This window comes from Marinobacter sp. UBA2688, assembly GCF_002352785.1.
Classification (GTDB): Bacteria; Pseudomonadota; Gammaproteobacteria; order Pseudomonadales; family Oleiphilaceae; genus Marinobacter; species Marinobacter salarius.
Genome location: NZ_DELU01000008.1, coordinates 19,920 through 45,392 on the forward strand (window position 1 = coordinate 19,920; position 25,473 = coordinate 45,392).

The following is a 25,473-nucleotide window of genomic DNA, read 5'->3' on the forward strand; positions in this document are numbered from 1 at the left end:
TCCGGGCGGGGGAGGCCGGCCGGAGCGAAATGCCTGAGAGAGTGATTCAGGCGCTGTGGTGGAGAGCAACGGTTTGCGGTTGCGGGGTTGCCTGGGAGGATAGATATCTGTCCAGCTCCCGAACATCGTCTTCAGTGGCATAGAGCCCCTGTTTGGTGCGGCGCCAGAGAATGTCCTCCGACGTCATCGCCCATTCATGCTTGATAAGATACTCGACTTCGCGCTCGTAGAGTGTGCCGGCAAACCGATATCCCAGATCCTGGATGGATTTTGCGTCGCCCAGAAAGTCGTATGCCTTGGTGCCGTAAGTACGCACGTAACGGCTGTATACCGCTTCGGGAAGCCACGGGTATTCGGCTGACAGGCTTGCCTCGAGAGTGTCGTGATTCTCGAAATCACCGCCGGGCAGGATGCCTGTTTTGGTCCACGGGCCGCGAGCGTGGGGGAAAAACTGGCAGAGTTTGTCCGTCGCAGCTTCCGCAAGTTTGCGGTAGGTGGTGATCTTGCCACCAAAGACGGAGATGACCGGCGCCTTGCCCTTTTCCCGGCTGACCTCAAACGAGTAATCGCGGGAAGCCTTCTTGGCGTCTCCCTCTTCGTCGTCCATTAAAGGTCGAACGCCGGAATAGGACCACACGACATCGCTTTCCGTTAGTTGGCGTTTAAAGTGCGAGTTGACGATATCCAGCAGATATTCGGTTTCTTCCGGCGATATTTTCGCTTTTTTCGGGTCACCTTCGTAATCCACATCAGTGGTGCCTACCAGGGAAAACTCGTCCTCGTAAGGGATGACGAACACAATGCGTTCATCCTCGTTCTGGAGAATATAGGCCTCGGTTTCCCGATTGAGGCGAGGCACCACAATATGACTGCCCTTGACCATGCGAATGGTTTTTGGCGCTTTCATGGCGAGGCTTTCGCTGAACAGCCGGCTTACCCAGGGGCCTGAGGCATTCACGATCACCTTGGCGGAGACGTGGTGGATACTGTCGTCATTCATATCCTGAAGCGAGACGTTCCATGAATCGGCGCCGCGCTCGGCGTTGATGCACTTGGTTCTGGTCAGAATGGTGGCGCCGCACTCCTGAGCTTTCTTTGCGGTCAGTACCACCAGGCGAGCGTCATCCACCCAGCCGTCTGAATACTCAAAACCTTTGGTGATGTCCGACTTGAGCGGATCCTTCTCATCGAACTTTATGGAGCGCGACCCAGGAAGGACCTCTCGCTTGGCCAGATGGTCATAAAGGAACAGTCCGGTCCGGATCATCCAGGCGGGGCGAAGGTGAGGGCGGTGTGGCAACCGAAAGCGCATTGGCCACATGATGTGTGGCGAATTTCGCAGCAGCGACTCCCGTTCTGCCAGGGCTTCACGTACCAGGCGGAACTCGTAGTGCTCAAGGTATCGGAGACCTCCATGAATCAGCTTGCTGCTGCTGGACGAGGTGGCTGAGGCGAGGTCGTTCATTTCGCAAAGCAACACCTTCAGGCCGCGGCCTGCGGCGTCCATGGCGATACCTGTGCCGTTGACGCCACCGCCCACAACGACAACGTCAAATGTATTGTTCTCCTCGGTCATCTCGAGTCATCTCCTGACGCCAATGAAAGGACGCTTCCGGCGCTCTTTCCGATTTTCACAGAAACGTATACCCACATTATGCGAAAGCAAAATATATTCGTAAAGGAAAATACAGAAAAAAAACGAAAAAAGATGGGCGAAGGCTTTGGGAGTCACGCTGCCAGGCTATGACTGGGTGATGGTTACGGCGATGGAGGGGTCAGACCAGGTGCAGTTCCACGTTGTTTTCACGCAGGAGCTGGCGGATTTCGACGGGAGGCGGTTCATCGGTAAACACATGATCTGCCTGAGCAATGCTGCCGAGGCGCACCATGGCGTTGCGGCCGAACTTGGAATGGTCCGCGGCCAGCAGTACCTGGCCGGAATTCTCGATGATGGACTGGGCAACCCGGACTTCCCGGTAATCGAAGTCCAGCAAAGAACCGTCACTGTGGATGCCGCTGATACCGATAATGCCGAAATCCATCTTGAACTGGTTGATGAAGTCCCGAGTGGCTTCACCCACGATGCCGCCGTCGCGGTTACGCACTTCGCCGCCGGCAATAATGATGTGGAAGTCTTCCTTGGCGGAAAGAATGGATGCGACGTGAAGGTTGTTGGTGACTACCTGGAGGTTGTTTTTCTCAAGCAGGGCCTTGGCAATGGTTTCCGTGGTGGTGCCGATGTTGATGAACATGGAGGAGTTGTCGGGGATCATGTCGACCAGTGCTTCAGCGATGCGCTCCTTGGCTTCCAGGTCCATGATTTTGCGAGCCTGGTAGGCCGTGTTCACCGTGCTGGAGTCGATGCCGGCGCCGCCGTGATGTCGGCGCAGTTTCTTCTGGCTGGCCAAGTCGTTCAAATCCCGGCGGATGGTTTGCGGCGTTACCTTGAACTGATCAACCAGTTGCTCGGTGGTCACGAAGCCGTTCTGCTGGATGAGCTCCATGATCAGGTCCTGTCGGCGTCGTTGTGCCATTCAACTTCCTCCGGTTCACGGTTTTTCTGTAACGAACGAAATAGCGATTTCAAACCTGAACTCAGTTTAGAGTGTTTTGTGCCTTTGTGCAGCATTTTTAGGGGCTTGTGTGAGGCTTGCGAAGTGCGGGTAAGTTTTCGTCCGCAAAAAGGGTTGGCTTTTGTTTTCAAAAAAGTAAAAATACGAAAAAATAAGAACACTGGCCCGAGGCAAAACAACTATGACTCAGTACATTCTGTCGATCGACCAGGGGACAACCAGTTCCCGCGCCATCCTTTTCACCCTGGATGGCAACATCCACGCGACGAGCCAGCAGGAGTTCCCTCAGCATTTTCCCGCGAGCGGCTGGGTCGAGCATGAGCCGGAAGACATCTGGCGTACTGTCCAGGAAACCTGCGATGACGTGATGGCCAAGGGGTGTGGTGACAACGATGAGGTTGTCGCAGTTGGCATAACGAACCAGCGTGAAACCACGGTGTTGTGGGACCGCGCAACGGGCGAGGCCATCTACCCGGCGATCGTCTGGCAGGACAGGCGAACCGCGGACTGGTGTGAATCGCTCAAGAAGCAAAGCCTTGAACCTTCAGTGAACAACAAGACAGGGCTGTTGATTGACCCCTATTTTTCGGCGACGAAAATTCGCTGGATACTGGACAACGTACCGGGCGCCCAGCAACGGGCGGAACGCGGAGAATTGGCGTTCGGCACGATCGACAGTTTTCTTCTTTGGCGACTGACCGGCGGCAGGGAGCACAGGACCGATGCGACCAATGCCAGTCGCACCCTGTTGTTCAACATTCACGATCAGGATTGGGACCCGGAGCTACTTGACCTGTTCGGCATTCCTGCCTCGTTGTTGCCGCAGGTGATGGATTCGGCAGCGGACTTCGGCCAGATCGTCGGTAACGATCGGCTGGGTGGTACGTCCGTCATGGGTATGGCGGGGGACCAGCAGGCGGCCCTGTTCGGCCAGACGTGCTTTGAAACCGGAATGGCGAAAAGCACCTACGGTACCGGCTGTTTCCTGATGCTGAACACCGGCGACAAGGCTCTGACGTCAGAGCACCGCCTGCTCACAACGGTAGCCTATCGCCTCAACGGAAAGCCTGCCTACGCGCTGGAGGGGAGTATCTTTATCGCCGGTGCGGCTATCCAGTGGCTGCGAGACGGATTGCAGCTGATTCGGGACGCCTGTGAGACCGAACCCCTGGCGGAAGGCACGCCGGTGGACCACGGGGTCTATCTGGTGCCAGCGTTTACGGGCCTGGGCGCACCGTACTGGGACCCCAACGCCCGTGGGGCGATTTTCGGGCTGACCCGTGATACCGGGATCAAGGAAATCGTGACCGCTGGCCTGCAATCGGTTTGCTATCAGACCAAGGATCTGCAGAAGGCGATGGAGAAGGATGGCATAAGGCCCATTACCCTGCGTGTGGACGGTGGCATGGTGGCCAACAACTGGGTACTGCAGTTCCTGGCGGATATCCTCGGGGCGCGGGTCGATCGGCCTGCATTGGTGGAGACCACCGCGCTGGGCGCGGCCTATCTGGCTGGCCTGCAGGCGGGTGTCTACAAAAGCCTGGAGGATCTGAGCAGTATGTGGCGATGCGACCGCAGTTTTGAGGCAACGATGACTAAAGCCCAACGTGACAAGCTCTACGACGGCTGGCTTAAAGCCATTCGCAAGCTATGACTACCTTACACCCAGATCCCGAAGTCGCTTGTACAGGGTGTTGCGGCTGACAGCCAGTTCCCTGGCTGCACGGGACACGTTGCCCATGCACTGTCGGTAGACCACCAGTGTCTGATCCATGGTGTCATTCCGGGAGTTGTCATTCGCCTGGGGCGATTCTCTGTAGGGCGATGCATCGAATACCGGTTTGCGCTCGGGCCTGGTTTGACTCTCATAATCCGCCAGGAAATCCTCCGGCAGGTGCCAGAGTTGCACGTCGTCGCCGTCGGCAATGGCCACGGCGACGCGGACGATGTTCACCAGCTGGCGAATATTGCCGGGCCAGGGGTGATTCTCAAGCGCCGCCATTACCTCATTGTTCAGAGTGTCCGATTGGCCGCTGTCACGATGCTCCAGATAGATTCTGCGGATCAGCTCGCGCCGGTCCATTCGATCCCTGAGTGCTGGAAGCTCAAGGCTGAGGCCATTGATGCGGTAGTAGAGGTCCGCTCTGAACTCACCATTGTCGATTCGATCTGCGAGCGGGCGGTTGGTCGCAGACACCAGCAGTATGTCCACGGGAATGCGTTCCGTGGAGCCCACCGGTGTCACTTCCCGTTCCTGCAGAACGCGCAATAGCCGGGATTGGGCGGCCAGGGGCATTTCTCCGATTTCGTCCAGGAACAGAATGCCCTTGTCGGCCTTGCGTATCAGGCCCAGAGAACCCTGGGCGCGGGCGCCGGTGAATGCGCCGGCCTCGTAGCCAAACAGTTCGGATTCGACAAGCTCCGGTGGGATCGCCGCACAGTTAACGGAGACCAGAGGCTGCGCGCATCGTTGGCTGGTTCCATGCAGGGCTTTGACCATCACTTCCTTGCCCACACCGGTTTCACCACAAATCAGTATCGGAACGCCTCTCTCCAGAACCTTCCTCGCCTGGTCGGCACAGCGCCGGACCAGTGGATCCCCATGTTCAATATCGTCCATGGAAACGCCAGCCATGCCTGGCTCCGTGGGCCTGGCACGGGGTATTGCGCGCGCGGGTTTTGTGGTGGCGGTATCGAGCGAGACCGGCCGCTTCAACAGTCCTGACAGCCGCACTCGTTTCGTGGTCGTGAGCTGTATGGGGGTGTTGTGGGAGTGATTCAGTATCAGGTTCCGGTTTTCAATGAACAGCGAGTTCAGGTTGCGCCCTGACAAAGGCTCGCCGAGTAGTTGATCTGCCCGCTGATTGGAGGCAACTATGCGGCCGCTGGGGTCAAACGCGATCAGTCCCGACCAGGGGCTGTCGATATTGTCCGCCGTGGTGTTGAGGGTGAGGATAAAATGATTGCCCCCCAACTGCCTGACGATCAGACGGTTTTCAACCGATTGCGAAAGAAGACGAACCATCCCCAGCGTATGCGCCTGCGGTAGGTAGGCATCACTGAAGGCACTGAGAACCCCCACCAGGGTTCTGTCGGTATCGAATATCGGCGCCGCAGAACTGATGATGCTCCGGTTGAGTTTGAGAAAGTGTTCGTTTCGCTGGACCTGGACGGGCGAGCGGGTGGCGATGGACGTGCCGATGGCGTTGGTGCCAGCGTAGCGTTCGTGCCAGCTGGCGCCTGCGCTGAACCATGGCCGCAGATGGCTTTCGGTAATGCGTTTGTCGCCCCAGCCCTTCAGGACCTGGGCATGGGAGTCGGCCAGCAGGATCAGGCAGCGGCTGTTGGACATGATGTTGTTGTAGTAGGGAAGTACTTCCGTCTCTGTTGTGCTGAGTAACGCTTCGTAGTCTTTTTCCAGCGTTTCCCGGGCACGGTCGTCGAGGTTCGCGGGTTCGGGTTCGTAGTCATGGTGAAGCCCGTAACCAATACAGCGGTTCCAGGAATCCGCGATGATGGATCGGTATTCCGCCCTCTCTTGTTGCCTTTTCACGCGAATCCTCCGCGTTCCTGAAGTTCGTTTTGTTTTTTCGCACCCCGCCAGGGTGGCCCGAGGCCGCGAATCTGTTCGCTACGATGTTCAATAATGTGCTCATTGGTTGTTCAGGTCAATGTTCAAACTGAACAAAAAGTTTGATAGCGAACATTTTTGTTTTCAATAAAGAAATTTTCCAGAAATTTAATGGCAATAAAAACAATGGTCTACGTATTTGCTCGTGGTTTTCACCTACATTGGTATGCTCATTGCCTTTATGTATTCGAAATCGAATTTTCGCCGGTCGCCTGCGGTGACGGCGGATAACGTGCCACAAGAACAACAAAGGAAAGCCTATGTCCTTAACGCTGGAGAACCTCTCCCGTGTCGTGGATGGAGTCGATTACATCCGCGACGCGAACATCACGTTTGAGGCAGGTTCGTTCAACGTTCTGCTCGGGCGTACATTGGCCGGCAAAACCTCGTTGATGCGGCTGATGGCCGGGCTGGACAAGCCCGATGACGGCCGCCTCATCTACAACGGCAACGATGTCACCGGGCAAAGCGTTCAACAACGCAATGTCTCAATGATCTATCAGCAGTTCATCAACTATCCCAACCTCACGGTGTACGAAAACATCGCCTCGCCCCTGCGTCTGGCCAAGATGAAGGAGAGTGAGATTGACCGACGGGTTAAGGAAACCGCGAACATGCTGCAGATTGACCCCTTGCTGAAGCGGTATCCGCTGGAGCTTTCCGGGGGGCAACAGCAGCGCACGGCGATGGCCAGGGCCCTGGTCAAGGACGCGACCCTGATCCTGTTTGACGAACCGCTGGTGAACCTCGACTACAAACTGCGGGAAGAGTTGCGCGCTGAGTTGCGGGAACTGTTCCGCGAACGCCAATGCATTGCCGTATACGCCACCACCGAAGCCAACGAGGCTCTGGCGTTGGGAGGTGTCACCACGCTCCTGAACGAGGGACGGATCGTTCAGAGCGGCCCGGTGATGGACGTTTACCGTAACCCAGTGAACACCCTGGCGGCACAACTGTTCAGTGAGCCGCCCATGAATATGATCAAGGGCCGGGTCACCGACACGGAAGTGACCTTCGACGAATACTCCCATCATGCGTTGACCCAGGAACTCGCACGGCTCGAACCCGGCGATTACTGGTTTGGTATCCGCCCGAGTCACATCGGACTGGTCCCCAACAATGAGGATGATCTCGAGATGTCGATGGAGGTTGAGCTCAGTGAAATCAGTGGCTCCGAAACCTTCATGCACGTGCGCAATCGGTACTTCGAGATGGTGATGCAGTTGATGGGCGTACACCAGTACCACACGGGTTCGCCCATCAAGATCTACCTGCCCATCAACAAACTGTTCGTATTCGATAAAGACGAAAGCCTGGTGCACACACCGGCCCAGGTCGTCACAGGAGGGTCGGTCTGATGGCTGAAATTCATTTGAAGTCCCTGGCTCACAGTTACAGCGACACTCCTGCCGGGCCCGATGACTACGCGATCCGTCAACTGGACCATGTCTGGGAGAAGGGGGGGGCGTATGCATTGCTCGGTCCGTCCGGCTGCGGCAAGAGTACGATGCTGAACATCATTTCGGGTTTGCTCCAGCCCTCCGAGGGCGACGTACTGTTCGATGGCAAGCGGGTGAACGAGCTGTCCCCGAGGGACCGGAACATTGCCCAGGTTTTCCAGTTCCCCGTGATCTATGACTCGATGACGGTGTACCAGAACCTGGCATTTCCGCTCAAGAACACCGGCGTGCCGTCGTCCCAGATCAAGGCCAAGGTGCATGAGATCGCGGAGATCCTGGAGATTGAGAGCGAGCTGCAGAAAAAGGCCAAGAACCTGTCCGCGGACCAGAAGCAGAAGGTTTCCATGGGTAGAGGCCTGGTTCGGGGCGATGTGTCCGCCATCCTGTTCGATGAACCGCTGACGGTTATCGATCCCCAGCTCAAGTGGAAGCTGCGCCGCAAGCTCAAGCAGATTCACGAACAGTTCGATATCACCATGGTGTACGTCACCCACGACCAGCTCGAGGCGTCCACTTTCGCCGACAAAATCGCGGTGATGTACGGCGGTCAGATTGTTCAGTTTGGCACCCCAACGGAGCTCTTCGAACAGCCCAACCACACATTTGTGGGGTATTTCATCGGTAGCCCCGGCATGAATCTGATTGAGGTTCAGCGTTGCCCACGCGGGGTCTGCTTCGGCAGCACGGTTGTCCCGCTGAGTGTTCAACACGTCGAGCTGTTGCAGCGCCTGCAGTCCAACAATCTCAAGATCGGTATTCGCCCGGAGTTTATCCAGGCGTCCGATATGCCGGCGGACGATACGTTTGAAGCCGAGGTGTTGGATGTCGAGGACCTCGGCACTTACAAGGTCATGACAGTCAAGCTGGATTTCGAAACGTTGAAGGTTCGGCTGACGGAAGACCAGCACTTTGCAGTTGGCGGCCAGGTTCAGCTCAGCTTTCCGGAAAAGTGGCTGAAGCTTTACGTGGACGAGTTTCTGGTAGAGGAGAAGGACCAATGAATAAGGTTCCCAATAATCGTGCCTGGTGGCTCGTTCTGCCAGTGTTCATTCTGGTGGCGTTTTCTGCGCTGATACCGTTGATGACCGTCGTGAACTATTCGGTTCAGGACATATTCGGGCCGGGTAATGCCTACTACGTGGGTACCGAGTGGTTCGAGGAAATTCTGGCCGACGAGCGCCTGCGAGATTCGCTACTGAGGCAGTTTCTGTTCTCCGGCGCCGTGCTTGCGATCCAGATACCGCTGGGTATCGGGGTGGCGCTGATGATGCCGAAATCCGGTATCAAGGCCTCGCTGTGTCTGATCCTGCTGGCGATTCCGCTACTGATTCCCTGGAACGTGGTGGGTACCATCTGGCAGATCTTCGGTCGGGGAGACATCGGCCTGTTCGGCTGGGGGCTCAATTCCCTGGGTGTTGACTACAACTATACGGGCAGCACGGTAGACGCCTGGCTGACGGTACTGTTGATGGATGTCTGGCACTGGACGCCCCTGGTGGCCCTGTTGTGCTATTCGGGTTTGCGCGCCATACCCGAGGCTTTCTATCAGGCCGCTGAGATTGACCGCGCGTCCAAATGGGCGGTGTTCCGCTACATCCAGCTGCCGCGCCTGAGAAGCGTGCTGGTGATCGCCGTGCTATTGCGGTTCATGGACAGCTTCATGATCTATACCGAACCATTCGTGCTGACAGGTGGCGGCCCGGGCAGCTCAACCACCTTCCTCAGTCAGACACTGACCACCATGGCCATAGGCCAGTTCGATATCGGTCGTGCGGCGGCATTCTCACTGATCTACTTCCTGATCGTGCTGCTGGTGTCCTGGTTGTTCTTTACCGCCATAACTCACCTCGACAAAGAAAAATAAGGAGAGAGTGATGACCTATTCACGTTCAAAGGGCTTCGGGATGACACTGTTTATCGTGCTCCTGCTGACCCCGATCTACTGGCTGCTGAACATGTCGTTCAAGACCAACCAGGAAATTCTGGGCGGGCTGACGCTCTGGCCCCAGCAGTTTACGCTGCACAACTATGCGGTGATCTTCACCGACGCCAGCTGGTACTCGGGTTACATCAACTCGATGATCTACGTGTCGATGAACATGACCATCACATTGTTGGTCGCACTGCCGGCGGCTTATGCGTTCAGCCGCTACAAGTTCGTCGGCGACAAGCACCTGTTTTTCTGGCTGCTGAGTAACCGCATGGCGCCACCGGCGGTGTTCCTGCTGCCATTCTTTCAGCTGTACTCGTCTATCGGCCTGTTCGACACGCACATTGCGGTGGCACTGGCCCATTGCCTGTTCAACGTACCACTGGCGGTCTGGATACTGGAAGGCTTTATGTCCGGTGTTCCCCGCGAATACGACGAGATGGCCTATATTGATGGTTACAGTTTCCCGAAATTTTTCGTGAAGATTTTTCTGCCGATGATCCGCTCGGGGATCGGTGTGGCCGCGTTCTTTGCCTTCATGTTCTCGTGGGTGGAGCTACTGCTGGCGAGGACGCTGACGTCGGTGGACGCGCAGCCGATAGCAGCCATCATGACCCGAACGGCGGGGGCCAGCGGTATAGACTGGGGCGTGCTCTCCGCCGCGGGTGTGCTGACCATTATTCCAGGCGTGCTGGTGGTCTGGTTTGTTCGTAACCACATCGCCAAAGGTTTTGCACTGGGCCGGGTATAAGGAGATCTATCATGATTGCGTGGATGAACTGGACACCAAGCGTTGCTATTTTCTTTGCCGTGATCGCCTGCATTCTGGCGTTTATGACGGTTTATGAGGTGGTTTCGCCCTGTACCGAAAGAAAGGGCTTTCTGCCCATATCGACAACACGCGGGGACCGGTTGTTTATCGGACTGCTGTCCGCCGCCTATATTCATCTGGCTTTTCTGGCCGTCAGCGATATCACTCTCTGGGCAGCGCTGGTGGTGTCCGTGATATGGCTTCTGGTGCTGCTGCGCTGGGGGTGAGCCAACACATTAGGATTTTCGTTTGCCAGGGAAGGCCGAAAAAAAATCTTCTGAATTATTATTGAAAACGGTTGTAAAAAATTCTTTAACGAACTATTTTCAGTTAAATGATCGGATTCGAACATTATGATTCGGAGCCGATCGAAAGGATAGCGACTAGAACGCTATGCAGTGAAAACTGGAGCGCAGTCAGTATTGATGTCGCGTTTCGAACAAACCAAAACAAGACGAACGAGGTTGGATATGTTCAAGAACAATAAATATCCGAAAACCCTCCTGCTGAGCGCCGCGATTGGCTCGGTCGGGTTGGGTCTCAGCTTCCAGGCAAGTGCAGATCAGTATTCTGACGCCGCCAGGAAGTGGGTCAACGAGAAATTTGACGACTCTACTCTCACCAAAGAAGAGCAGATGAAAGAGATGGAGTGGTTCATCCAGGCCGCCAAGCAGTTCCGTGGCATGGATATCAACGTGGTTTCCGAAACCATCGCCGTTCATGAGTACGAATCCAGTGTGCTCGCCAAGGCCTTCAGCGAGATCACCGGCATCAACCTGACCCATACCCTGATTCAGGAAGGGGATGTGATCGAAAAGCTGCAGACCCAGATGCAGTCGGGCCGGAACATCTACGATGGCTGGGTCAACGACTCTGATCTGATCGGTACCCACTTCCGCTACGGCAAAGCAATGCCCGTCGAGGACATCATGAACGGCGAAGGCAAGGATCTGACCCTGCCGACACTCGACCTGGACGATTTTATCGGCCTTGATTTTGCCACCGCCCCGGATGGCAAGCTTTACCAGCTTCCCGATCAGCAGTTCGCCAACCTTTACTGGTTCCGTGCTGACTGGTTCGAACGCGCGGATCTGAAGAAGCAGTTCAAGGATATCTACGGCTATGAGCTGGGTGTGCCGGTCAACTGGTCTGCCTACGAAGACATTGCTGAATTCTTCTCGGTACACGTGAAGGAAATTGATGGTAAGCGTGTCTATGGTCACATGGACTACGGCAAGAAAGACCCGTCACTGGGATGGCGCTTCACTGACGCCTGGTTCTCCATGGCCGGTGCCGGCGACAAGGGCCTGCCTAACGGTCTGCCTGTCGACGAGTGGGGCATTCGCGTGGATGAGTGTCACCCGGTTGGTTCCAGCGTAAGCCGTGGCGGTGCCACCAACGGTCCAGCAGCCGTCTACGCGACCACCAAGTATGTTGACTGGCTGGAGAAGTACGCGCCGCCTGAAGCTCAGGGCATGACCTTTTACGAGGCCGGTCCGGTACCGGCCCAGGGTGCGATTGCCCAGCAGATTTTCTGGTACACCGCGTTTACCGCCAGCATGATCAAAGACGGCCTGCCCGTGGTAAACGAAGACGGCACCCCGAAATGGCGCATGGCTCCCTCTCCCCGTGGACCCTACTGGGAAGAGGGCATGAAGCTTGGTTATCAGGACATGGGTTCCTGGACCTTCATGAAGTCCACGCCGCAGAAGCGTCGTCTCGCCGCATGGCTGTACGCCCAGTTCACGGTTTCCAAGACCGTGTCCCTGGAAAAAACCATGGCTGGCCTGACACCGATTCGCGAGTCTGATATCAACTCTGAACAGATGACTGAAATGGCACCGCAGCTTGGCGGTCTGGTGGAGTTCTACCGCAGCCCGGCCCGTGTGCAGTGGTCACCGACCGGTACCAACGTGCCTGACTATCCGAAGCTGGCTCAGGTGTGGTGGCAGTATATCGCCCAGGCTGCAAGCGGTGAGGCAACACCCCAGAAAGCACTGGACGGCCTGGCTGAAGCACAGGACCGCATCATGGAGCGTCTTGAGCGTGCCAATGTTCAGGAAACCTGTGGCCCGAAGCTGAACGAGCCCCGTGATCCTCAGTACTGGCTGAACCAGCCCGGTGCACCGAAAGCCAAGCTTTCGAACGAGAAGCCCATGGGCAAGACCGTTCCTTACCAGGAGTTGCTGAAAACCTGGGAAGAGGCTCGCGAGAGCTGATTTCTGAGACGGCTCGAGTAGTCCCTCAGTAAATCACTTACCTGTAGTGCCCTGCCGTTGTCCCGGGTTTCCTGGGGCAGCGGCAGACCTAACACCGTCAGGTCGGTGGGTCTTGGCCGGTTGCTTTCATTCCCCCCCTATTAGCATTTCAGGCGTTCCCCCGTGTTTAGCGGGTTGACCCTGCCGGCCCTTTTTCCACCTTTTTGCACCTGATCTTTCCTTTCCAAATTCCGGACCTGTCCAGGGCTGGCAGCAGGGGTTGATAGGGCATGAGAAAAATTTCAGTTATCCATCGTCTATACCTGGGCTTCGGTTTGCTTTGTGTGATCATCGCAGGCTGGGGGCTGTTCAACGGCAGTATGATGACATCCATTTCCGAGGGTACGTCTGCGGTAAAGGAGAGAATCTTCCCGTTTCAGCGTGCTGTCCAGGCTGTCGAGGCAACGACAGGGGGCAGTGGCATGGCGGTCATCTCGCTCGCCAGGGTGAGGGACAACCAGGAACTGGAATCCCGCTATGGAAGGCTGATAGAGAAAATGACCGCGCTGGATAAGCAGGTGACGTCACTCGCTGCCGAAGCCGGCGAAATCCGCTTGCTTACTGGATTCGAGGAACCCGCGCAGCAGTACCGGGAGGCCCTTGGCGCGCTGCAAAAACAAGCGGCCAGGCTTAGCGAACACCAGGCGGAGGTTATCCGGGTATCTGAGTCAGTGAACCGTGATTTATCCGACTTTCTTGCCAAAGCCTCGGAAATGAAACAGTTGTTGCTTCGTGAAGCATCAGCGCCCGCAGGGTCTGACATTTATCTGAAAGACCTGCTCATGACGGTTATGGGGAACCTGTCCAATATTGAACTGCTAATTATGCAATTGGTCAGCACCGACGATGCCGAACGGCTCAAAGCCGTGGTGGAAAACCTGCGATTCAACACCGTGACGGTTGAGCAGGATATTGAGGCCATCATTGGCGAGATTGCGTCGCTGGAGTCGCTTGCGCCTATCGCAAGCGATTTCTTTGAGTCGGTCAACAGTGAGGCCGGCATAGTCAGCCAGTATTACGATTACCGCAGCAACCTGCTGGCGGTGAACAGCACCGTCGCGGACATAGAGGCCGGGCTTGATAACCTCAACAGCCATATTGACCGGATGGTCGCGGCGGCCGGAGAGGCCGCTGTACAGACCGTCGACAACCTGGATGCCACGGCGCGTTTCTCGGAACAGCTGGTGTATTACCTGGTACCGCTAATTCTGTTTATTGCCGTTGTGATCTCGGTGTGGTTGGGGCGGTTGATCAGTATTCCTCTGCGTGCCACCGTCAATCACCTCTCGGCGATGGCTGGGGGCGACTATAGCCGCGAACTGACATTCCGCGCCAACGGCGAGTTTATTGAACTGAAAGAGTCGGCCAATAAGCTCGCAGCGGCCATGCGGGAGGTGTTGGGCAGCCTGCAGAAAGCCGGCGGTGAAATTACCGGTGTGGCGGCGTCCAACGCGGATTTTTCCCACGACCTGAGCCAGCGTATTAGGGGGCAGGCCGATGACCTCAATTCGATAGCGACCGCCATGACGGAGATGGAAGCGTCCTGCCATAACGTGGCGGAATCCGTCAGGGACACCCACCAACTGGTGGAGTCGGTGAACAGTCGGGTTGATGAAAGCAAAGAGACCGCCAACGCCAACATGGAGTGTGTGAATGAACTGGAAGAGCAGATACAGCAGACCTCCGGCAAGCTGAAAAAGCTGGAGAGTGCGTCCCACGACATCGGGCGCATCACCGAATCCATCGATGAAATCGCCAACCAGACCAACCTGCTGGCGCTCAACGCCGCCATTGAGTCCGCCAGGGCTGGAGAGTTTGGCCGTGGTTTTGCGGTGGTGGCCGACGAAGTCAGACAGCTTGCCCAGAAAACTACCAGTAGCACGGACACCATTCGTGGCCTCGTCAACCGTCTCCAGGGGGATGCGGCCGAAGCCGTGAGGTCGATGGAAGACAGCTTCCAGCGCCTGGAATCGGTCAAGTCCCTGATCACCGATGCCTCCAAAGGCGTTGAAACCATTCGAGAGGCCGTCGACCAGATCCGCAATAGCGCGGAACATGTTCGTACCGGCATGGACGAGCAGGAAGACGTCAGCCGTTCGGTGTCGCGCAATGTTACCGAAATCAGCGGGTCGTCATCGGAAAACCTGGCGGAGATCGAACAACTGGTAGCGACCAGCGACCAGCTCAAGGCATCAATGAGTGATATCGAAGCGTTGATCGGGCGATTCCGGGTGTAGTCGAACCCGTTTGAAGTTCCTATTGGGGTTTTCCATATAACAAAATCATATGGAATTGTGTTCTTTTTCGCTTGTGAATGTTCGTAAACGAATATTACAATCGAGTGAGCTGTTCGATAGTGCACCTATGTGTGCGGAAACAAAAACAACACGAGCAAGTAGGTTAATGATTATGGAGCGTATTCAGTCCGTATTCGCCCGGGAAATTCTGGATTCCCGCGGTTTTCCCACAGTGGAAGTGGATGTTGAGTTGGGAAACGGCGTGGTCGGACGCGGTCGCGCGCCGTCGGGCGCCTCCACCGGCTCCAGGGAGGCCCTGGAAAAAAGGGACGGTGATCCTGATCGGTACAATGGCAAGGGTGTGCTGGGGGCTGTCGAAGCGGTTAACCGCCACATCGCACCAGCGATTGAAAACCGGGTGGTGTTTGACCAGTTGGTGATTGATCGGCTGATGCGCCACCTGGACGGCACCGATAACAAGTCCGGTTTTGGTGCAAACGGCATTCTCGCCGTGTCCCTGGCGGTTGCCGATGCCGCCGCCAACTTTCGACAGCAACCGCTGTACCGCTATCTGGCAGAACTCTATGGTTGCTCCGGTCCGTGTGTGTTGCCGGTACCCATGATGAATATCATCAACGGCGGTGCCCATGCAGACAATACCGTTGATCTTCAGGAATTCATGATCCAGCCGGTCGGAGCGCCCAGCTATAGCGAGGCATTGCGAATGGGTGTTGAAACCTTCCATGCACTGAAATCACTGCTGACCGAGAAAGGCCTTTCCACCGCCATTGGTGACGAAGGCGGTTTCGCGCCGGATCTGCGCTCCAGCGAAGAGGCGTTGGATCTTGTCCTGGAAGCCGTCGTCAGGGCGGGTTATCGGCCGGGCACGGATATCGTGCTGGCTCTGGACTGTGCCGCGTCCGAGTTCTACCGCGATGGCCGCTACGAGTTGTCCGGAGCCGGAGCAAGCTTTGACTCCGCCGGCTTTGCGGATTATCTGCTGTCGCTGGCGATGCAGTACCCCATCGCGTCCATCGAGGACGGTATGGATGAGGACGACTGGGATGGCTGGAAGCTGCTGACCGAAAAGCTGGGGGAGCGGGTGCAACTGGTAGGGGATGACCTGTTCGTGACCAATGCGTCACTGATCGCGGATGGCGTGCGGAAGGACATCGCCAATTCGGTTTTGATCAAGTTCAACCAGATAGGCACCCTCACGGAAACCTTTGAAGCCATTGGAACGGCACAGGATGCTGGCTACACCGCGGTTATATCCCATCGCAGTGGTGAAACCGAGGATACGTTTATTGCCGATCTGGCAGTGGCAACCAGAGCAGGTCAGATCAAGACCGGTTCCCTCTGCCGCTCTGACCGTGTTGCCAAGTACAACCGGTTGCTTCGTATCGAGCAGGACCTTGGCGCCCACGCTTTCTATCCCGGTGTTGGAGCCATTCGCTGTGCCCTGGATACCTGACACGTCGATACGAGGAATCACAGGAGACAAACCATGAGAAAACCCATTCTGATTGCGAACTGGAAAATGAACGGCAGCCTGCACTCCAACCAGGCGTTGCTTGTGCGGATGCTGGCAAAGCTCCGCCCCTTTCGCAAAACCATTGATATGGCCATTTGCCCGCCGTTTCCCTATCTGTTCCAGGTTCGGGACCTGCTCGGGTACACCGGCATCGCACTCGGGGCGCAGAATGCCAGCCGTGCGCCGTCCGGTGCACACACCGGGGAAGTAAGCGCCACCATGTTGCATGAAATGGGGTGCCGTTACGTATTGGTCGGGCATTCGGAGCGACGCGCGCTTTACCACGAGTCCGACGATGATGTTGTTGCCCGGTTTCAGCAGGTGCTCTCCGCGGGGCTGATACCGGTGATATGTGTTGGCGAAACGTTGGAAGAGCGGGAGCAGGGGTGGACGATGAAGATCGTTCAGCGACAGCTGCAGACGGTGATTGACCAATGCGGCATGTCCGGCCTGGCTGGCAGCATCGTTGCCTATGAACCGGTCTGGGCCATTGGCACCGGCAGGACCGCTACCCCGGAGCAGGTGGCGGACACCCACCGGGCTATCCGCCAGTTTCTGGAGAACTGTGAGACAGGCGCAGGGCAGTCCGTGCGCATTGTTTATGGTGGCAGTGTGAAAGCGGCCAACGCGGCGGCTCTGTTCTCGTCACCTGAAGTGGATGGCGGCCTGATCGGCGGGGCGTCCCTGCAGGCTGACGAGTTTTCAAACATTGGCGCGGCGCTGGCAAACACGGTTAACCCAGTGACATCGACGCTCACCTAGAGGTTGAGCGGCTGTCCGGCTTCCTTGCGTCTGGCTTCCCATTCCTGCCGGGTCTGGGCGGCCTCATCGCCGGGCATGGAGTCGATGATCTCGAAGTAGTCAGCCGAGTACTCGTCTTCCATGATCTGGTTGCGGGGCTTTACCCTCACAACGTAGACCGTCTGGATGTTCTGGTGGTCGAAGTCGCGCCAGTACTGCTCGTCCTTCAGGAAAGTGTACCGGTGGCCTTCCAGGGCTCGAATAAGCTCGCGTGTGTCCGTGGTGCCGGTTCTTTCCACGGCATCCTTGTACTGGTAGACGATGCTGTAGGCAGAGGCTGCCGCAGTGGAGGGGCGCATCTCGTAGCGGCTCGAGAAGGCCTCTACGAATTCCTTACCGCGGGCGTAGTTGTACTGGTAGGGAACGCTCCACACCCAGGGCGAACCGCCAACGACACCTTCCATAATGGTCGGGCCCACCTGGCGGGCCATGCCGAGCGTGAGGTTGGGTACCACCACCTGCATTTTCTTCGTCAAACCCATTTCGTAGGCGACGTTCAGCGCACGCACCATGTCGTCGCCAAACAACACCATCATCAGGACCTTCGCGCCACTTTGTTCCGCCTGTTCCAGAGCCTGGCGAAAATCCGTAATCAACGCGCGGGGAAAGGGTGTCTTCACGCCCTTATGAGCGTCGGTGTTTTCGGTATTGGTGAATTTCCGGACCGATTTCTCCACCGACCAGCCCCAGGTGTAGTCTGCCGTGATGTAAAAGTATTCGTCGCCGGCATGCTGGGTATTGAGGTATTGGCTCAGTACCTTCGCCGTCATCCAGGCATTATAGGGTTCGCGAAACATGTGACTGTGGCCGGCGGCGCCGGTGGTGGCGTTGGAGTAGGTCAGGGTTCCGAAGTAGATACGGTTTCGGTCCCTTGCTGCTCTGCCGGAGGCAATGGCTACTGCGCTGGAAACGCCACCGAATACCATTTGCACCCCTTCGCGGTCGATCAGCTCAGCGGTGTTTTTGGCGCCCTTGTCTGGTTCGCCGGAGGTGTTGCGTATCACCAGTTCCACTTCGCGACCCATGATGCCGCCGGCCTTGTTGATTTCGTCAACCGCCAGGAAAGCGCCCAGGCGTTGTTGCAGGCCCTGGTCCTTGTAGCGGCCGGTCTGGGGGTAGTTAAGCCCGATTTTCAGGGTTTCCGCTGCAACGGGAGCCGCCGCCAGCAGGGTCAGTAACAAAGAGAGAAGCAGCTTCTTGCAGAGCATTGGCACAGGCCTCCTTGGTCGCGCCGGGCCGGTAACGCAGGCCCTGATATTGTTGTTGTGGATCAGGACCAGTGTCGCGGCTGTCTGCAAAAGCAACAATCGGACTAAGGTGGAAGTTGTGTAACGATTTGTCAGGCGTTGACGGACGTCACAACGCACATCCGGGTCAGGCAACCGCGGTATTGCGAACCGATTCCAGTAGCCGGTACCAAAGGGCCCGTGGCATAGGGCTTCGAGCGCCATTGAGCGCTGAGTGAATGCGCTCGGGGTTCATGGAGCCCAGCACGGGTATAGGCGTGCCGGGAATCTGTCGTAACCAGGCGATAGCCAGGCCGGTGTCATCCAGACCGGTTTCTTCCCGAGCCTCTCCCATCAGCTCTGCCGGGATGCGGTCCGCCAGGCCACCACCACCCAGCGGAGACCACGCCAACCAGCGCAGTCCATCCGCAAGATGAGCTTCAAGGGTGCCATCGAACAACGGATCGGTGTGGAGCAGGGATAACTGGCTTTGATTGCACACCAGCGGTAGCTCGGTGTTCCGGGCCAGCCATCGCCATTGCTCGGGCAGGAAGTTGGAGACGCCGATCTGGCGAATCTTACCCGCGGACACCGCCGCTTCCAGCACCCGCGCGACGTCCTCGGCCTGCATCAACGGGTCAGGACGGTGAATCAGAAAGGTGTCAATCTGTTCTACCGCCAGTGAGGCGATGGCCTTGTTGATCGCGTTTTCCACATAATCTGCTTCGGCCCGGTAGTGTTTTACCCGCCACTGCGAGGTGTCCCGGTCGGCCGGTACGATGCCGGTCTTGGTGATCACCTGCAGGTTTTGGGCCAGGGCCGGGTGAGCCCGTAATGCATCCCCGAACAGCCGCTCACACTCGCCACCACCGTAGATGTCGGCATGATCGAACACGTTCAGGCCGTCATCCAGTCGCGCGGCAATCCAGTCTGCAAGCCGGGCGGGTTGCGTGAGGCTGGGATGGTCATGGAGCCGCATCATTCCCAGAATCAGGGGTGTTTCCGGTGTGAATCCTGCTGTTTGGGTGTTTTGCACGATTACTCCTTGCCGAAGGCGATCACCACCCGGTCGTCGCCGTGGGTTCTTGAAAAGACGTAGGGTTTGGTACTGAGTTGTTTGTGTTCCCCGGCACCAATTGCCGGGTGACGTGCCCGGAACTGGCCCAGCTTTGTCCAGTGGGACAGGACCGGCTGTGCCGTGCCATTTTCGATGTCGGCCCAGTTCATGTCCGAACGGGTGCCCTGGTGGCCATCAGATCCCGTGGGCCCGAAAGCGCGGCCGGATTCGTCTCCGTAGAATATCTGACTGGTGCCTGGTGTAAACAGCAAGGCGGCGGCGACCCGCTTCTGCAACGCCGGTTTGTTGTCGGCAATGCGGCTGAACAGCTGGGTGTCGTGGGATGAGATATAGCTCATGACGTTGAAGGGTTTGTCGCCGTGCATCTTGTCGGAATACTCGCTGTAGATGGGCTCCATGGCGGGCAGGCAAGCTGCACCGGCCTGGGCTTCCTCCTGCAGGTCAAAGTTGATGACGGCGTCGAATCCGGCATCAAAGTAGCTGCTTCGGGTCACGGTATGGGGGAATACCTCCGCGACCATCCAGAATTCCTCCGCTGGTAACGGCTGGCCGGGATTATTGGCGCGATAGGTGTCCAGTGCATCCTGAGCTTTGGTTTTCAGTTGTTTCCAGGCTTCCGGCTCCACGTGCTTGGCGGTGTCCACCCGGAAACCATCAACACCGAACTCGCGCACCCAATCGGTCAGCCAGGTGACCAGATAATCCCGGACGGTGGCGTCTTCAAGCTGTGTGGCGCGGGTGTTTTCCTTGTTCTGCAGGAAAATGGGCAGGTCCACCGCTTTATCGGATTCCGTCTTGAAATCCGGCAGGAAGGCGAGGGAGCCCCGTACCGGATCGATGGAGGCTTTGGGCGGCGTGTCGTAGTCGCCGATGCCGGCGCGAACCCAGTCCTTGCCCCACCAGTTGGCCCAGCCCGGATGATCGTAGTCGATCAACGCATGGTAGGCGTGGAAGTTCTCCCAGGATTCCGGTCGCCAGTCGCCCCATTGTTCGGGCAGGTGCTTTTCGAAGCCTTCGCGCAGCCCGCCAACGTTGAAGGTCTGCATATCCTGAAGGGTGGCGTAGCCCGGGTGGTTCATAACCACGTCCATAACCACGCGGATGCCGCGGGCATGGGCTTCTTCCACCAGGGTGCGGAATTCCTCGCGGGTGCCGAAGTTGGCGTCAGGGCGGGTTAAGTCCAGAGCGTAATAGCCATGGTACCCATAGTGTTGGAAGTCCCCCTGGTCACCACCGCCAACCCAGCCATGAATCTGCTCGAAGGGTGGGGTGACCCAGACAGCATTGACGCCGAGATCCTTCAGGTAGTCCAGCTTCTGTGTCAGGCCGGCGAAATCCCCGCCGTGGAAGGTGCCGATTTCATCCTTGCCGTCGGGCTTGCGGCCGTAGTTCAGGTCGTTGTCGGTGCGGCCATTGGCAAAGCGATCTGTCACGGTAAAGTAGACAGTCGCGCCCGCCCAGGTGAAGCTCTGCTCCGGAGCGTCCACGGCTTCCAGCAGCAACAGGCCTTCAGCGTCCGGGGCCGGGGTGAGGGTGACCTGGCCATTTGTCACCTGTGCCTTGTTGCCACTGTAGTAGTCTCGCACCCAGTCGCCGTCTTTGAAGGCATTGCCGACGGTAACGGTCATCTCTGCCTGGGTGGCGGTGCACATCCCGCCGGTTGAAACAGCGCGGTTGTCCGAGGGTGGGGCGGCAGTCTCGAACTGGCCACCGGCGCAGCCGGCAAGCGAGAGGCACGTCACAAGGCTGGCGGTAAACCTGATTTTTTTCGGGGTCTGTCTCATGCAATGGGCTCCGGTTCCATTTATTGTTGTGGTTATGCAATCAAACCAGACCTGAACGGAGGGTGGTAGACGGAATTCACTACGCCTCACTACTCCCCCGTTCTACGCCTCAGGGAATGAAATCAGGGCTGATGCCAGCAACAGCAAATTGCAACACAGTTCGGTTACTCGCAATAAAAAGATTTGCGTTCAGCCCGCCCGGCCAACCTCGTGTCAGGGCGGACAACAAGAATAAGGCAGGAACAAGCAGAGGAAACACCTGATGAATCGTCGAACTTTTATCCGTAGTTCACTCGCAGCTTCCATTGTTGCAGCAACCTTTGGCATGTCCGCACCGGCTCACGCCGAGATCGAGGAAGGCAAGCTCCTGGTCTGGATCAACGGCGACAAGGGCTATGACGGCCTGCAGGAAGTAGGCGACTGGTTTACCGAGGAAACCGGCATCCCCGTTGAAGTGGCTCATCCAGACAGCGCCACTGACAAGTTCCAGCAATCCGCCGCCACGGGCAATGGCCCGGACATCTTTATCTGGGCCCATGACCGTTTCGGCGAATGGGCGCAAAGCGGCATCATTTCCGAGGTCAAGCCGTCACAGCGTGTTATCGGTGAGAACTTCGATTTCACCTGGGATGCTGTGACCGTCGATGGCAAGATGTACGGTTACCCCATGGCCGTCGAGTCCATTGGTCTGATCTATAACAAGGATCTGGTGCCCGAGCCGCCAACCGCCTTCGAGGACATTCCCGCCATTCACAAACAACTGGCGGAAGATGGCAAGCGCGCCATCCTCTGGGACTACAACAACACCTATTTCACCTGGCCAATGATTGCCGCGGCCGGCGGCTATATTTTCGCCCAGAACGAAGACGGCAGCTATGACGTCAAGGACACTGGCGTGAACAACGAAGGTGCCATGAAGGGCGCCAACATGCTCACAACCCTGATTGAAGAAGGTGTGATGCCTCGTGGTGCGGATTACAGCGCCATGGAGTCCAGCTTCAACAAGGGCGAAACCGCGATGATGATCAACGGCCCCTGGGCCTGGGGTAACCTGGAGAAGAGCGGCATTGACTTTGGCGTTGCCAAGTTGCCCACCGTCGATGGTCAGCCCAGCAAACCCATGGTTGGCGTGATGGCGGCGACTCTGAATACGGCCAGCCCCAATAAGGACCTGGCGGTAGAGTTCCTTGAGAACTACGCGCTGTCCGTCAAAGGCCTGAAAATGGTGAACAATGATGTTCCCCTGGGGGCCGTGGCCAACAAGGAGTTCATGGACGAGCTATCGTCCAACCCGAATATTGCGGCGACGTTTGAAAACGCCCAGTTGGGTGAACCCATGCCGAGTGTGCCTGCCATGGGCGCTTTCTGGTCCTCCATGGGGCCGGCTCTGCAGAACATCACATCTGGAAGACAGCCCGTTGAGGACGCCCTGAACTCAGCAGCACAGCGCATTACCCGGTAATGCCCCCGATGGGAGTGCCGTTGGCCGCCGTGCCGATGGTTCTCCCAGCCGTGCTTACCTGTTGTTGTAAACCTGCCCTCGCCAGACGTTGGCGACGGCTTTAAACGGGCTGACTACAATGATAACGGAAACCCTGTCCTCCCCCGGAACCGAAAGCAGACTTCCAATGACCCGAATGATTCTAAAGTGGGGTGCCCTGGCCGCATTGGTAGGCATGGCGCTCTACCTGATACTGGCATTGTATGCCCAGCAGGAGTTCGTGTTCGCGATGCTGTTCCTGGTGCTGACGGCATCAGCGGTGTTTGTGTTCGTGAACAAGAAACTCTACGCCCATCGCTACATTTTCCCTGCAGTAGCCGGTATGGGGGTGTTTGTTATTTTCCCGCTGATGTACACGGTTGGTATTGGCTTTACCAACTACAGTGCCAGCAACCTGCTGAGTTTTGAGCAGGTGAAGGACAACCTGATGGACCGGACCTACCAGTCCGATTCCGTCCGCTATAACTATGAGCTTTTCAACACCGATGCCGGTTATGTGATCTACCTTGAGGGTAAGCACCAGAACCTGGTTTCGGCTCCGCTGGCGCTGGACGGTTCCGACACCAGCGCGCCGGTCTTACCCGCTTCGGATAAGCCGGCTGGCGAGCCGCTGGCCATTCGCGACATTATCCAGTTGCGATCGGAACTGTCGGAGCTGGACCTGCTGACCGAAGACGGGCGCGAGCTGAGCATGGCCAGCCTGCGTGCCTTTGCGGCCATCAACGCCCAGTTCACGTTGCACGACAACGGCAGCATCACCAACAACCAGACGGACGTGACCTACTTTCCGGACCACGACACCGGCTTCTACCGCAGTGCGGAAGGTCAGACACTGTCGCCGGGGTGGACCGTGAACATCGGCTGGGACAACTACCTGAAGGTGGTGTCCGACCCGAGCATTCGCGGGCCGTTCTTTGAGATCTTCGTATGGACGCTGTCCTTTGCCGTGGCAACCGTGGTGTTCACCCTGGCGCTCGGGCTGTTGCTGGCGAACCTCCTGCAGTGGGACCAGATTCGCGGAAAGGGCTTCTACCGCACCATGCTGATCCTGCCTTATGCGGTACCGGCGTTTATCTCGATCCTGGTGTTCAAGGGCCTGTTCAACCAGAACTTCGGTGAGATCAATCTGGTACTGGAAGGCCTGTTCGGAATGCGGCCTGACTGGTTCAGTGACCCGGCGCTGGCGCGAACCATGATCCTGATCGTTAACACCTGGTTGGGCTACCCCTACATGATGTTGCTCTGCATGGGCTTACTGCAGGCGATACCGAGGGATCTCTACGAGGCCTCCGCGATGGACGGGGCAGGGCCGGTGAACAACCTGTTCAATGTCACCCTGCCGCTGATCATCAAGCCATTGATGCCGCTGTTGATCGCAAGCTTTGCGTTCAACTTCAATAACTTCGTCCTGATTGCGCTATTGACCGGTGGCGCGCCCGATATTATCGGCGCAAGCACACCTGCGGGCACCACAGACCTGTTGGTGAGCTACACCTACCGCATCGCGTTCCAGGATTCCGGACAGAACTTTGGCCTGGCGGCTGCGATTGCCACAGCCATCTTCCTGGTGGTTGGCGCCCTGTCGCTGATCAACCTGAAACTGTCCAAAGTCAAAGTGTAAGGAGCTACCCATGGCAATGGTTCAACCCCGCTCCACCAAGTATCGCGTTCTGGCGTCCCATCTCGGGATGCTGGGCTTTATCGTGATCATCCTGTTCCCGCTGCTGATGGTGATCTCCATCTCCTTCCGCAGCGGTAACTTTGCAGCCGGCAGCCTGCTGCCGGAGAACCCTTCGCTGGAACACTGGTACCTGGCGCTGGGCATTCCCTACACCGGGGAGGACGGCACGGTCACCCAGCCGCCGTTCCCGGTATTGTTGTGGCTGTGGAACTCCATCAAGATCGCAGTGATCTCCTCGGTGATGATCCTGGCTCTCTCGACCACCAGTGCCTACGCCTTCGCCCGCATGCGTTTTGCAGGCAAAGGCTTTGTGCTCAAGTCGATGCTGATCTTCCAGATGTTCCCGCCGGTGCTGTCTCTGGTGGCGCTGTATGCCCTGTTTGACCAGATAGGCAACCATGTGAGCTGGTTGGGGCTGAACACCCACGGTGCTGTGATCGTGGCCTCGCTCGGCGGTATGGCCTTGCATATCTGGACCATCAAGGGCTACTTCGATTCCATTGACCGCTCCCTGGAAGAAGCCGCCATCGTGGATGGGGCAACCACGTGGCAGGCGTTCCGCTACATCCTGCTGCCGTTGTCGGTACCGATCCTGGTGGTGGTGTTCATCCTGGCCTTCATCATGACCATCATGGAATACCCGATGGCATCCGTGCTGCTGGTGGACACCGACAAACTGACCCTGGCGGTCGGCGCGCAACAGTACCTGTACGAGCAGAACTACCTGTGGGGCGACTTTGCCGCTGCCGCTGTGCTCTCCGGGCTGCCCATTACGCTGATCTTCCTGTACTGCCAGAAATGGATTGTTGGTGGGCTGACAGCCGGCGGCGTCAAGGGTTGATGCCGCTGGACTGAATTGAACGTTCTCCTACGCCGCCACGGAGGATCCCGGGCGGCCCTTCCGCGAGAAATGCGTCTTCCTTTTCCGCACTTCGCGACCCGGTCAGGCTAATACCCCCCCCCCTGCT

19 protein-coding genes are annotated in these 25,473 nt (G+C 57.3%); 13 read left to right on the forward strand and 6 right to left on the reverse strand.

All coding sequences use genetic code 11. The annotated features are described in order from the left end of the window. Nucleotides 1-46: 46 nt before the first annotated feature. Together glpD and B3M52_RS03720 are read right to left on the reverse strand one after the other, a co-directional pair. Nucleotides 47-1,576, reverse strand: coding sequence for a glycerol-3-phosphate dehydrogenase (glpD, locus tag B3M52_RS03715; RefSeq protein ID WP_075196276.1), 1,530 nt, complete (start codon nucleotides 1,574-1,576; stop codon nucleotides 47-49). Nucleotides 1,577-1,775: 199 nt separating this feature from the next. After that, nucleotides 1,776-2,534 carry a DeoR/GlpR family transcriptional regulator gene (locus B3M52_RS03720; protein ID WP_007155657.1) on the reverse strand — a complete coding sequence of 253 codons (759 nt, stop codon included), beginning with the start codon at nucleotides 2,532-2,534 and terminating at the stop codon, nucleotides 1,776-1,778. Nucleotides 2,535-2,754: 220 nt separating this feature from the next. On the opposite strand from B3M52_RS03720, the gene glpK reads away from it, so the two are divergent. Beyond that, nucleotides 2,755-4,227, forward strand: a complete 1,473-nt coding sequence (gene glpK / locus B3M52_RS03725; protein ID WP_036205131.1) for a glycerol kinase GlpK — start codon at nucleotides 2,755-2,757, stop codon at nucleotides 4,225-4,227. Here the strand turns inward: glpK and B3M52_RS03730 are convergent, their stop codons facing one another. Beyond that, complete coding sequence (locus tag B3M52_RS03730) at nucleotides 4,228-6,126, reverse strand: sigma-54-dependent Fis family transcriptional regulator (protein WP_075196275.1); 1,899 nt, start codon at nucleotides 6,124-6,126, stop codon at nucleotides 4,228-4,230. A gap of 338 nt (nucleotides 6,127-6,464) precedes the next feature. On the opposite strand from B3M52_RS03730, the gene B3M52_RS03735 reads away from it, so the two are divergent. From B3M52_RS03735 to tpiA, 9 genes are all read left to right on the forward strand, one after another. Beyond that, nucleotides 6,465-7,562, forward strand: a complete 1,098-nt coding sequence (locus B3M52_RS03735; protein ID WP_041335502.1) for an ABC transporter ATP-binding protein — start codon at nucleotides 6,465-6,467, stop codon at nucleotides 7,560-7,562. Next, on the forward strand, nucleotides 7,562-8,665 hold the full coding sequence (locus B3M52_RS03740; protein WP_041335501.1) for an ABC transporter ATP-binding protein: 1,104 nt from the start codon (nucleotides 7,562-7,564) through the stop codon (nucleotides 8,663-8,665). The genes B3M52_RS03735 and B3M52_RS03740 overlap by 1 nt, the downstream gene beginning before the upstream one ends. Then, nucleotides 8,662-9,528 (forward strand): carbohydrate ABC transporter permease, encoded by an 867-nt coding sequence (locus B3M52_RS03745; protein ID WP_075196274.1) that lies wholly within the window; start codon nucleotides 8,662-8,664, stop codon nucleotides 9,526-9,528. Before B3M52_RS03740 ends, B3M52_RS03745 begins: the two co-directional genes overlap by 4 nt. 10 nt (nucleotides 9,529-9,538) lie before the next feature. Continuing rightward, a complete protein-coding gene (locus B3M52_RS03750; RefSeq protein ID WP_075196273.1) occupies nucleotides 9,539-10,345 on the forward strand; it encodes a carbohydrate ABC transporter permease in 807 nt (268 codons plus the stop codon). Between the two features lie 11 nt (nucleotides 10,346-10,356). After that, on the forward strand, nucleotides 10,357-10,632 hold the full coding sequence (locus B3M52_RS03755) for a DUF2160 domain-containing protein (RefSeq protein ID WP_075196272.1): 276 nt from the start codon (nucleotides 10,357-10,359) through the stop codon (nucleotides 10,630-10,632). A 243-nt stretch (nucleotides 10,633-10,875) separates the two neighbouring features. Further along, a complete protein-coding gene (locus tag B3M52_RS03760; protein WP_075196271.1) occupies nucleotides 10,876-12,624 on the forward strand; it encodes an ABC transporter substrate-binding protein in 1,749 nt (582 codons plus the stop codon). 269 nt (nucleotides 12,625-12,893) lie between these two features. Beyond that, a complete protein-coding gene (locus B3M52_RS03765; RefSeq protein WP_075196270.1) occupies nucleotides 12,894-14,900 on the forward strand; it encodes a methyl-accepting chemotaxis protein in 2,007 nt (668 codons plus the stop codon). A gap of 172 nt (nucleotides 14,901-15,072) precedes the next feature. Then, on the forward strand, nucleotides 15,073-16,374 hold the full coding sequence (gene eno, locus B3M52_RS03770) for a phosphopyruvate hydratase (RefSeq protein WP_075196294.1): 1,302 nt from the start codon (nucleotides 15,073-15,075) through the stop codon (nucleotides 16,372-16,374). Between the two features lie 33 nt (nucleotides 16,375-16,407). After that, nucleotides 16,408-17,196, forward strand: a complete 789-nt coding sequence (tpiA, locus tag B3M52_RS03775; protein ID WP_075196269.1) for a triose-phosphate isomerase — start codon at nucleotides 16,408-16,410, stop codon at nucleotides 17,194-17,196. Here tpiA and B3M52_RS03780 read toward each other — a convergent pair. The 3 genes from B3M52_RS03780 to B3M52_RS03790 form a co-directional block, all read right to left on the reverse strand. Beyond that, on the reverse strand, nucleotides 17,193-18,443 hold the full coding sequence (locus B3M52_RS03780) for a substrate-binding protein (protein ID WP_075196268.1): 1,251 nt from the start codon (nucleotides 18,441-18,443) through the stop codon (nucleotides 17,193-17,195). The genes tpiA and B3M52_RS03780 overlap by 4 nt on opposite strands. A gap of 166 nt (nucleotides 18,444-18,609) precedes the next feature. Beyond that, complete coding sequence (locus B3M52_RS03785; RefSeq protein ID WP_036205151.1) at nucleotides 18,610-19,497, reverse strand: aldo/keto reductase; 888 nt, start codon at nucleotides 19,495-19,497, stop codon at nucleotides 18,610-18,612. Nucleotides 19,498-19,499: 2 nt separating this feature from the next. Then, nucleotides 19,500-21,323, reverse strand: a complete 1,824-nt coding sequence (locus B3M52_RS03790) for an alpha-amylase (protein ID WP_075196267.1) — start codon at nucleotides 21,321-21,323, stop codon at nucleotides 19,500-19,502. A 262-nt stretch (nucleotides 21,324-21,585) separates the two neighbouring features. Here B3M52_RS03790 and malE point away from each other — a divergent pair, with 262 nt between their 5' ends. From malE to malG, 3 genes are all read left to right on the forward strand, one after another. Continuing rightward, nucleotides 21,586-22,785, forward strand: a complete 1,200-nt coding sequence (gene malE / locus B3M52_RS03795) for a maltose/maltodextrin ABC transporter substrate-binding protein MalE (RefSeq protein ID WP_075196266.1) — start codon at nucleotides 21,586-21,588, stop codon at nucleotides 22,783-22,785. Nucleotides 22,786-22,951: 166 nt separating this feature from the next. Beyond that, entirely contained in the window at nucleotides 22,952-24,445 is a 1,494-nt protein-coding gene (gene malF / locus B3M52_RS03800; protein WP_083637251.1) for a maltose ABC transporter permease MalF, read from the forward strand. 10 nt (nucleotides 24,446-24,455) lie between these two features. After that, entirely contained in the window at nucleotides 24,456-25,346 is an 891-nt protein-coding gene (gene malG, locus B3M52_RS03805; protein WP_041335489.1) for a maltose ABC transporter permease MalG, read from the forward strand. Nucleotides 25,347-25,473 lie beyond the last annotated feature (127 nt).

Coding starts and splice junctions, on each gene's coding strand:
- B3M52_RS03745 (WP_075196274.1), top strand. CDS start 8,662: ATGAATAAGGTTCCCAATAATCGTGCCTGGTGGCTCGTTCTGCCAGTG.
- glpK (WP_036205131.1), top strand. CDS start 2,755: ATGACTCAGTACATTCTGTCGATCGACCAGGGGACAACCAGTTCCCGC.
- B3M52_RS03760 (WP_075196271.1), top strand. CDS start 10,876: ATGTTCAAGAACAATAAATATCCGAAAACCCTCCTGCTGAGCGCCGCG.
- B3M52_RS03790 (WP_075196267.1), bottom strand. CDS start 21,323: ATGAGACAGACCCCGAAAAAAATCAGGTTTACCGCCAGCCTTGTGACG.
- B3M52_RS03780 (WP_075196268.1), bottom strand. CDS start 18,443: ATGCTCTGCAAGAAGCTGCTTCTCTCTTTGTTACTGACCCTGCTGGCG.
- B3M52_RS03755 (WP_075196272.1), top strand. CDS start 10,357: ATGATTGCGTGGATGAACTGGACACCAAGCGTTGCTATTTTCTTTGCC.
- malE (WP_075196266.1), top strand. CDS start 21,586: ATGAATCGTCGAACTTTTATCCGTAGTTCACTCGCAGCTTCCATTGTT.
- tpiA (WP_075196269.1), top strand. CDS start 16,408: ATGAGAAAACCCATTCTGATTGCGAACTGGAAAATGAACGGCAGCCTG.
- B3M52_RS03720 (WP_007155657.1), bottom strand. CDS start 2,534: ATGGCACAACGACGCCGACAGGACCTGATCATGGAGCTCATCCAGCAG.
- malF (WP_083637251.1), top strand. CDS start 22,952: ATGACCCGAATGATTCTAAAGTGGGGTGCCCTGGCCGCATTGGTAGGC.
- glpD (WP_075196276.1), bottom strand. CDS start 1,576: ATGACCGAGGAGAACAATACATTTGACGTTGTCGTTGTGGGCGGTGGC.
- B3M52_RS03735 (WP_041335502.1), top strand. CDS start 6,465: ATGTCCTTAACGCTGGAGAACCTCTCCCGTGTCGTGGATGGAGTCGAT.
- eno (WP_075196294.1), top strand. CDS start 15,073: ATGGAGCGTATTCAGTCCGTATTCGCCCGGGAAATTCTGGATTCCCGC.
- B3M52_RS03740 (WP_041335501.1), top strand. CDS start 7,562: ATGGCTGAAATTCATTTGAAGTCCCTGGCTCACAGTTACAGCGACACT.
- B3M52_RS03765 (WP_075196270.1), top strand. CDS start 12,894: ATGAGAAAAATTTCAGTTATCCATCGTCTATACCTGGGCTTCGGTTTG.
- B3M52_RS03750 (WP_075196273.1), top strand. CDS start 9,539: ATGACCTATTCACGTTCAAAGGGCTTCGGGATGACACTGTTTATCGTG.
- malG (WP_041335489.1), top strand. CDS start 24,456: ATGGCAATGGTTCAACCCCGCTCCACCAAGTATCGCGTTCTGGCGTCC.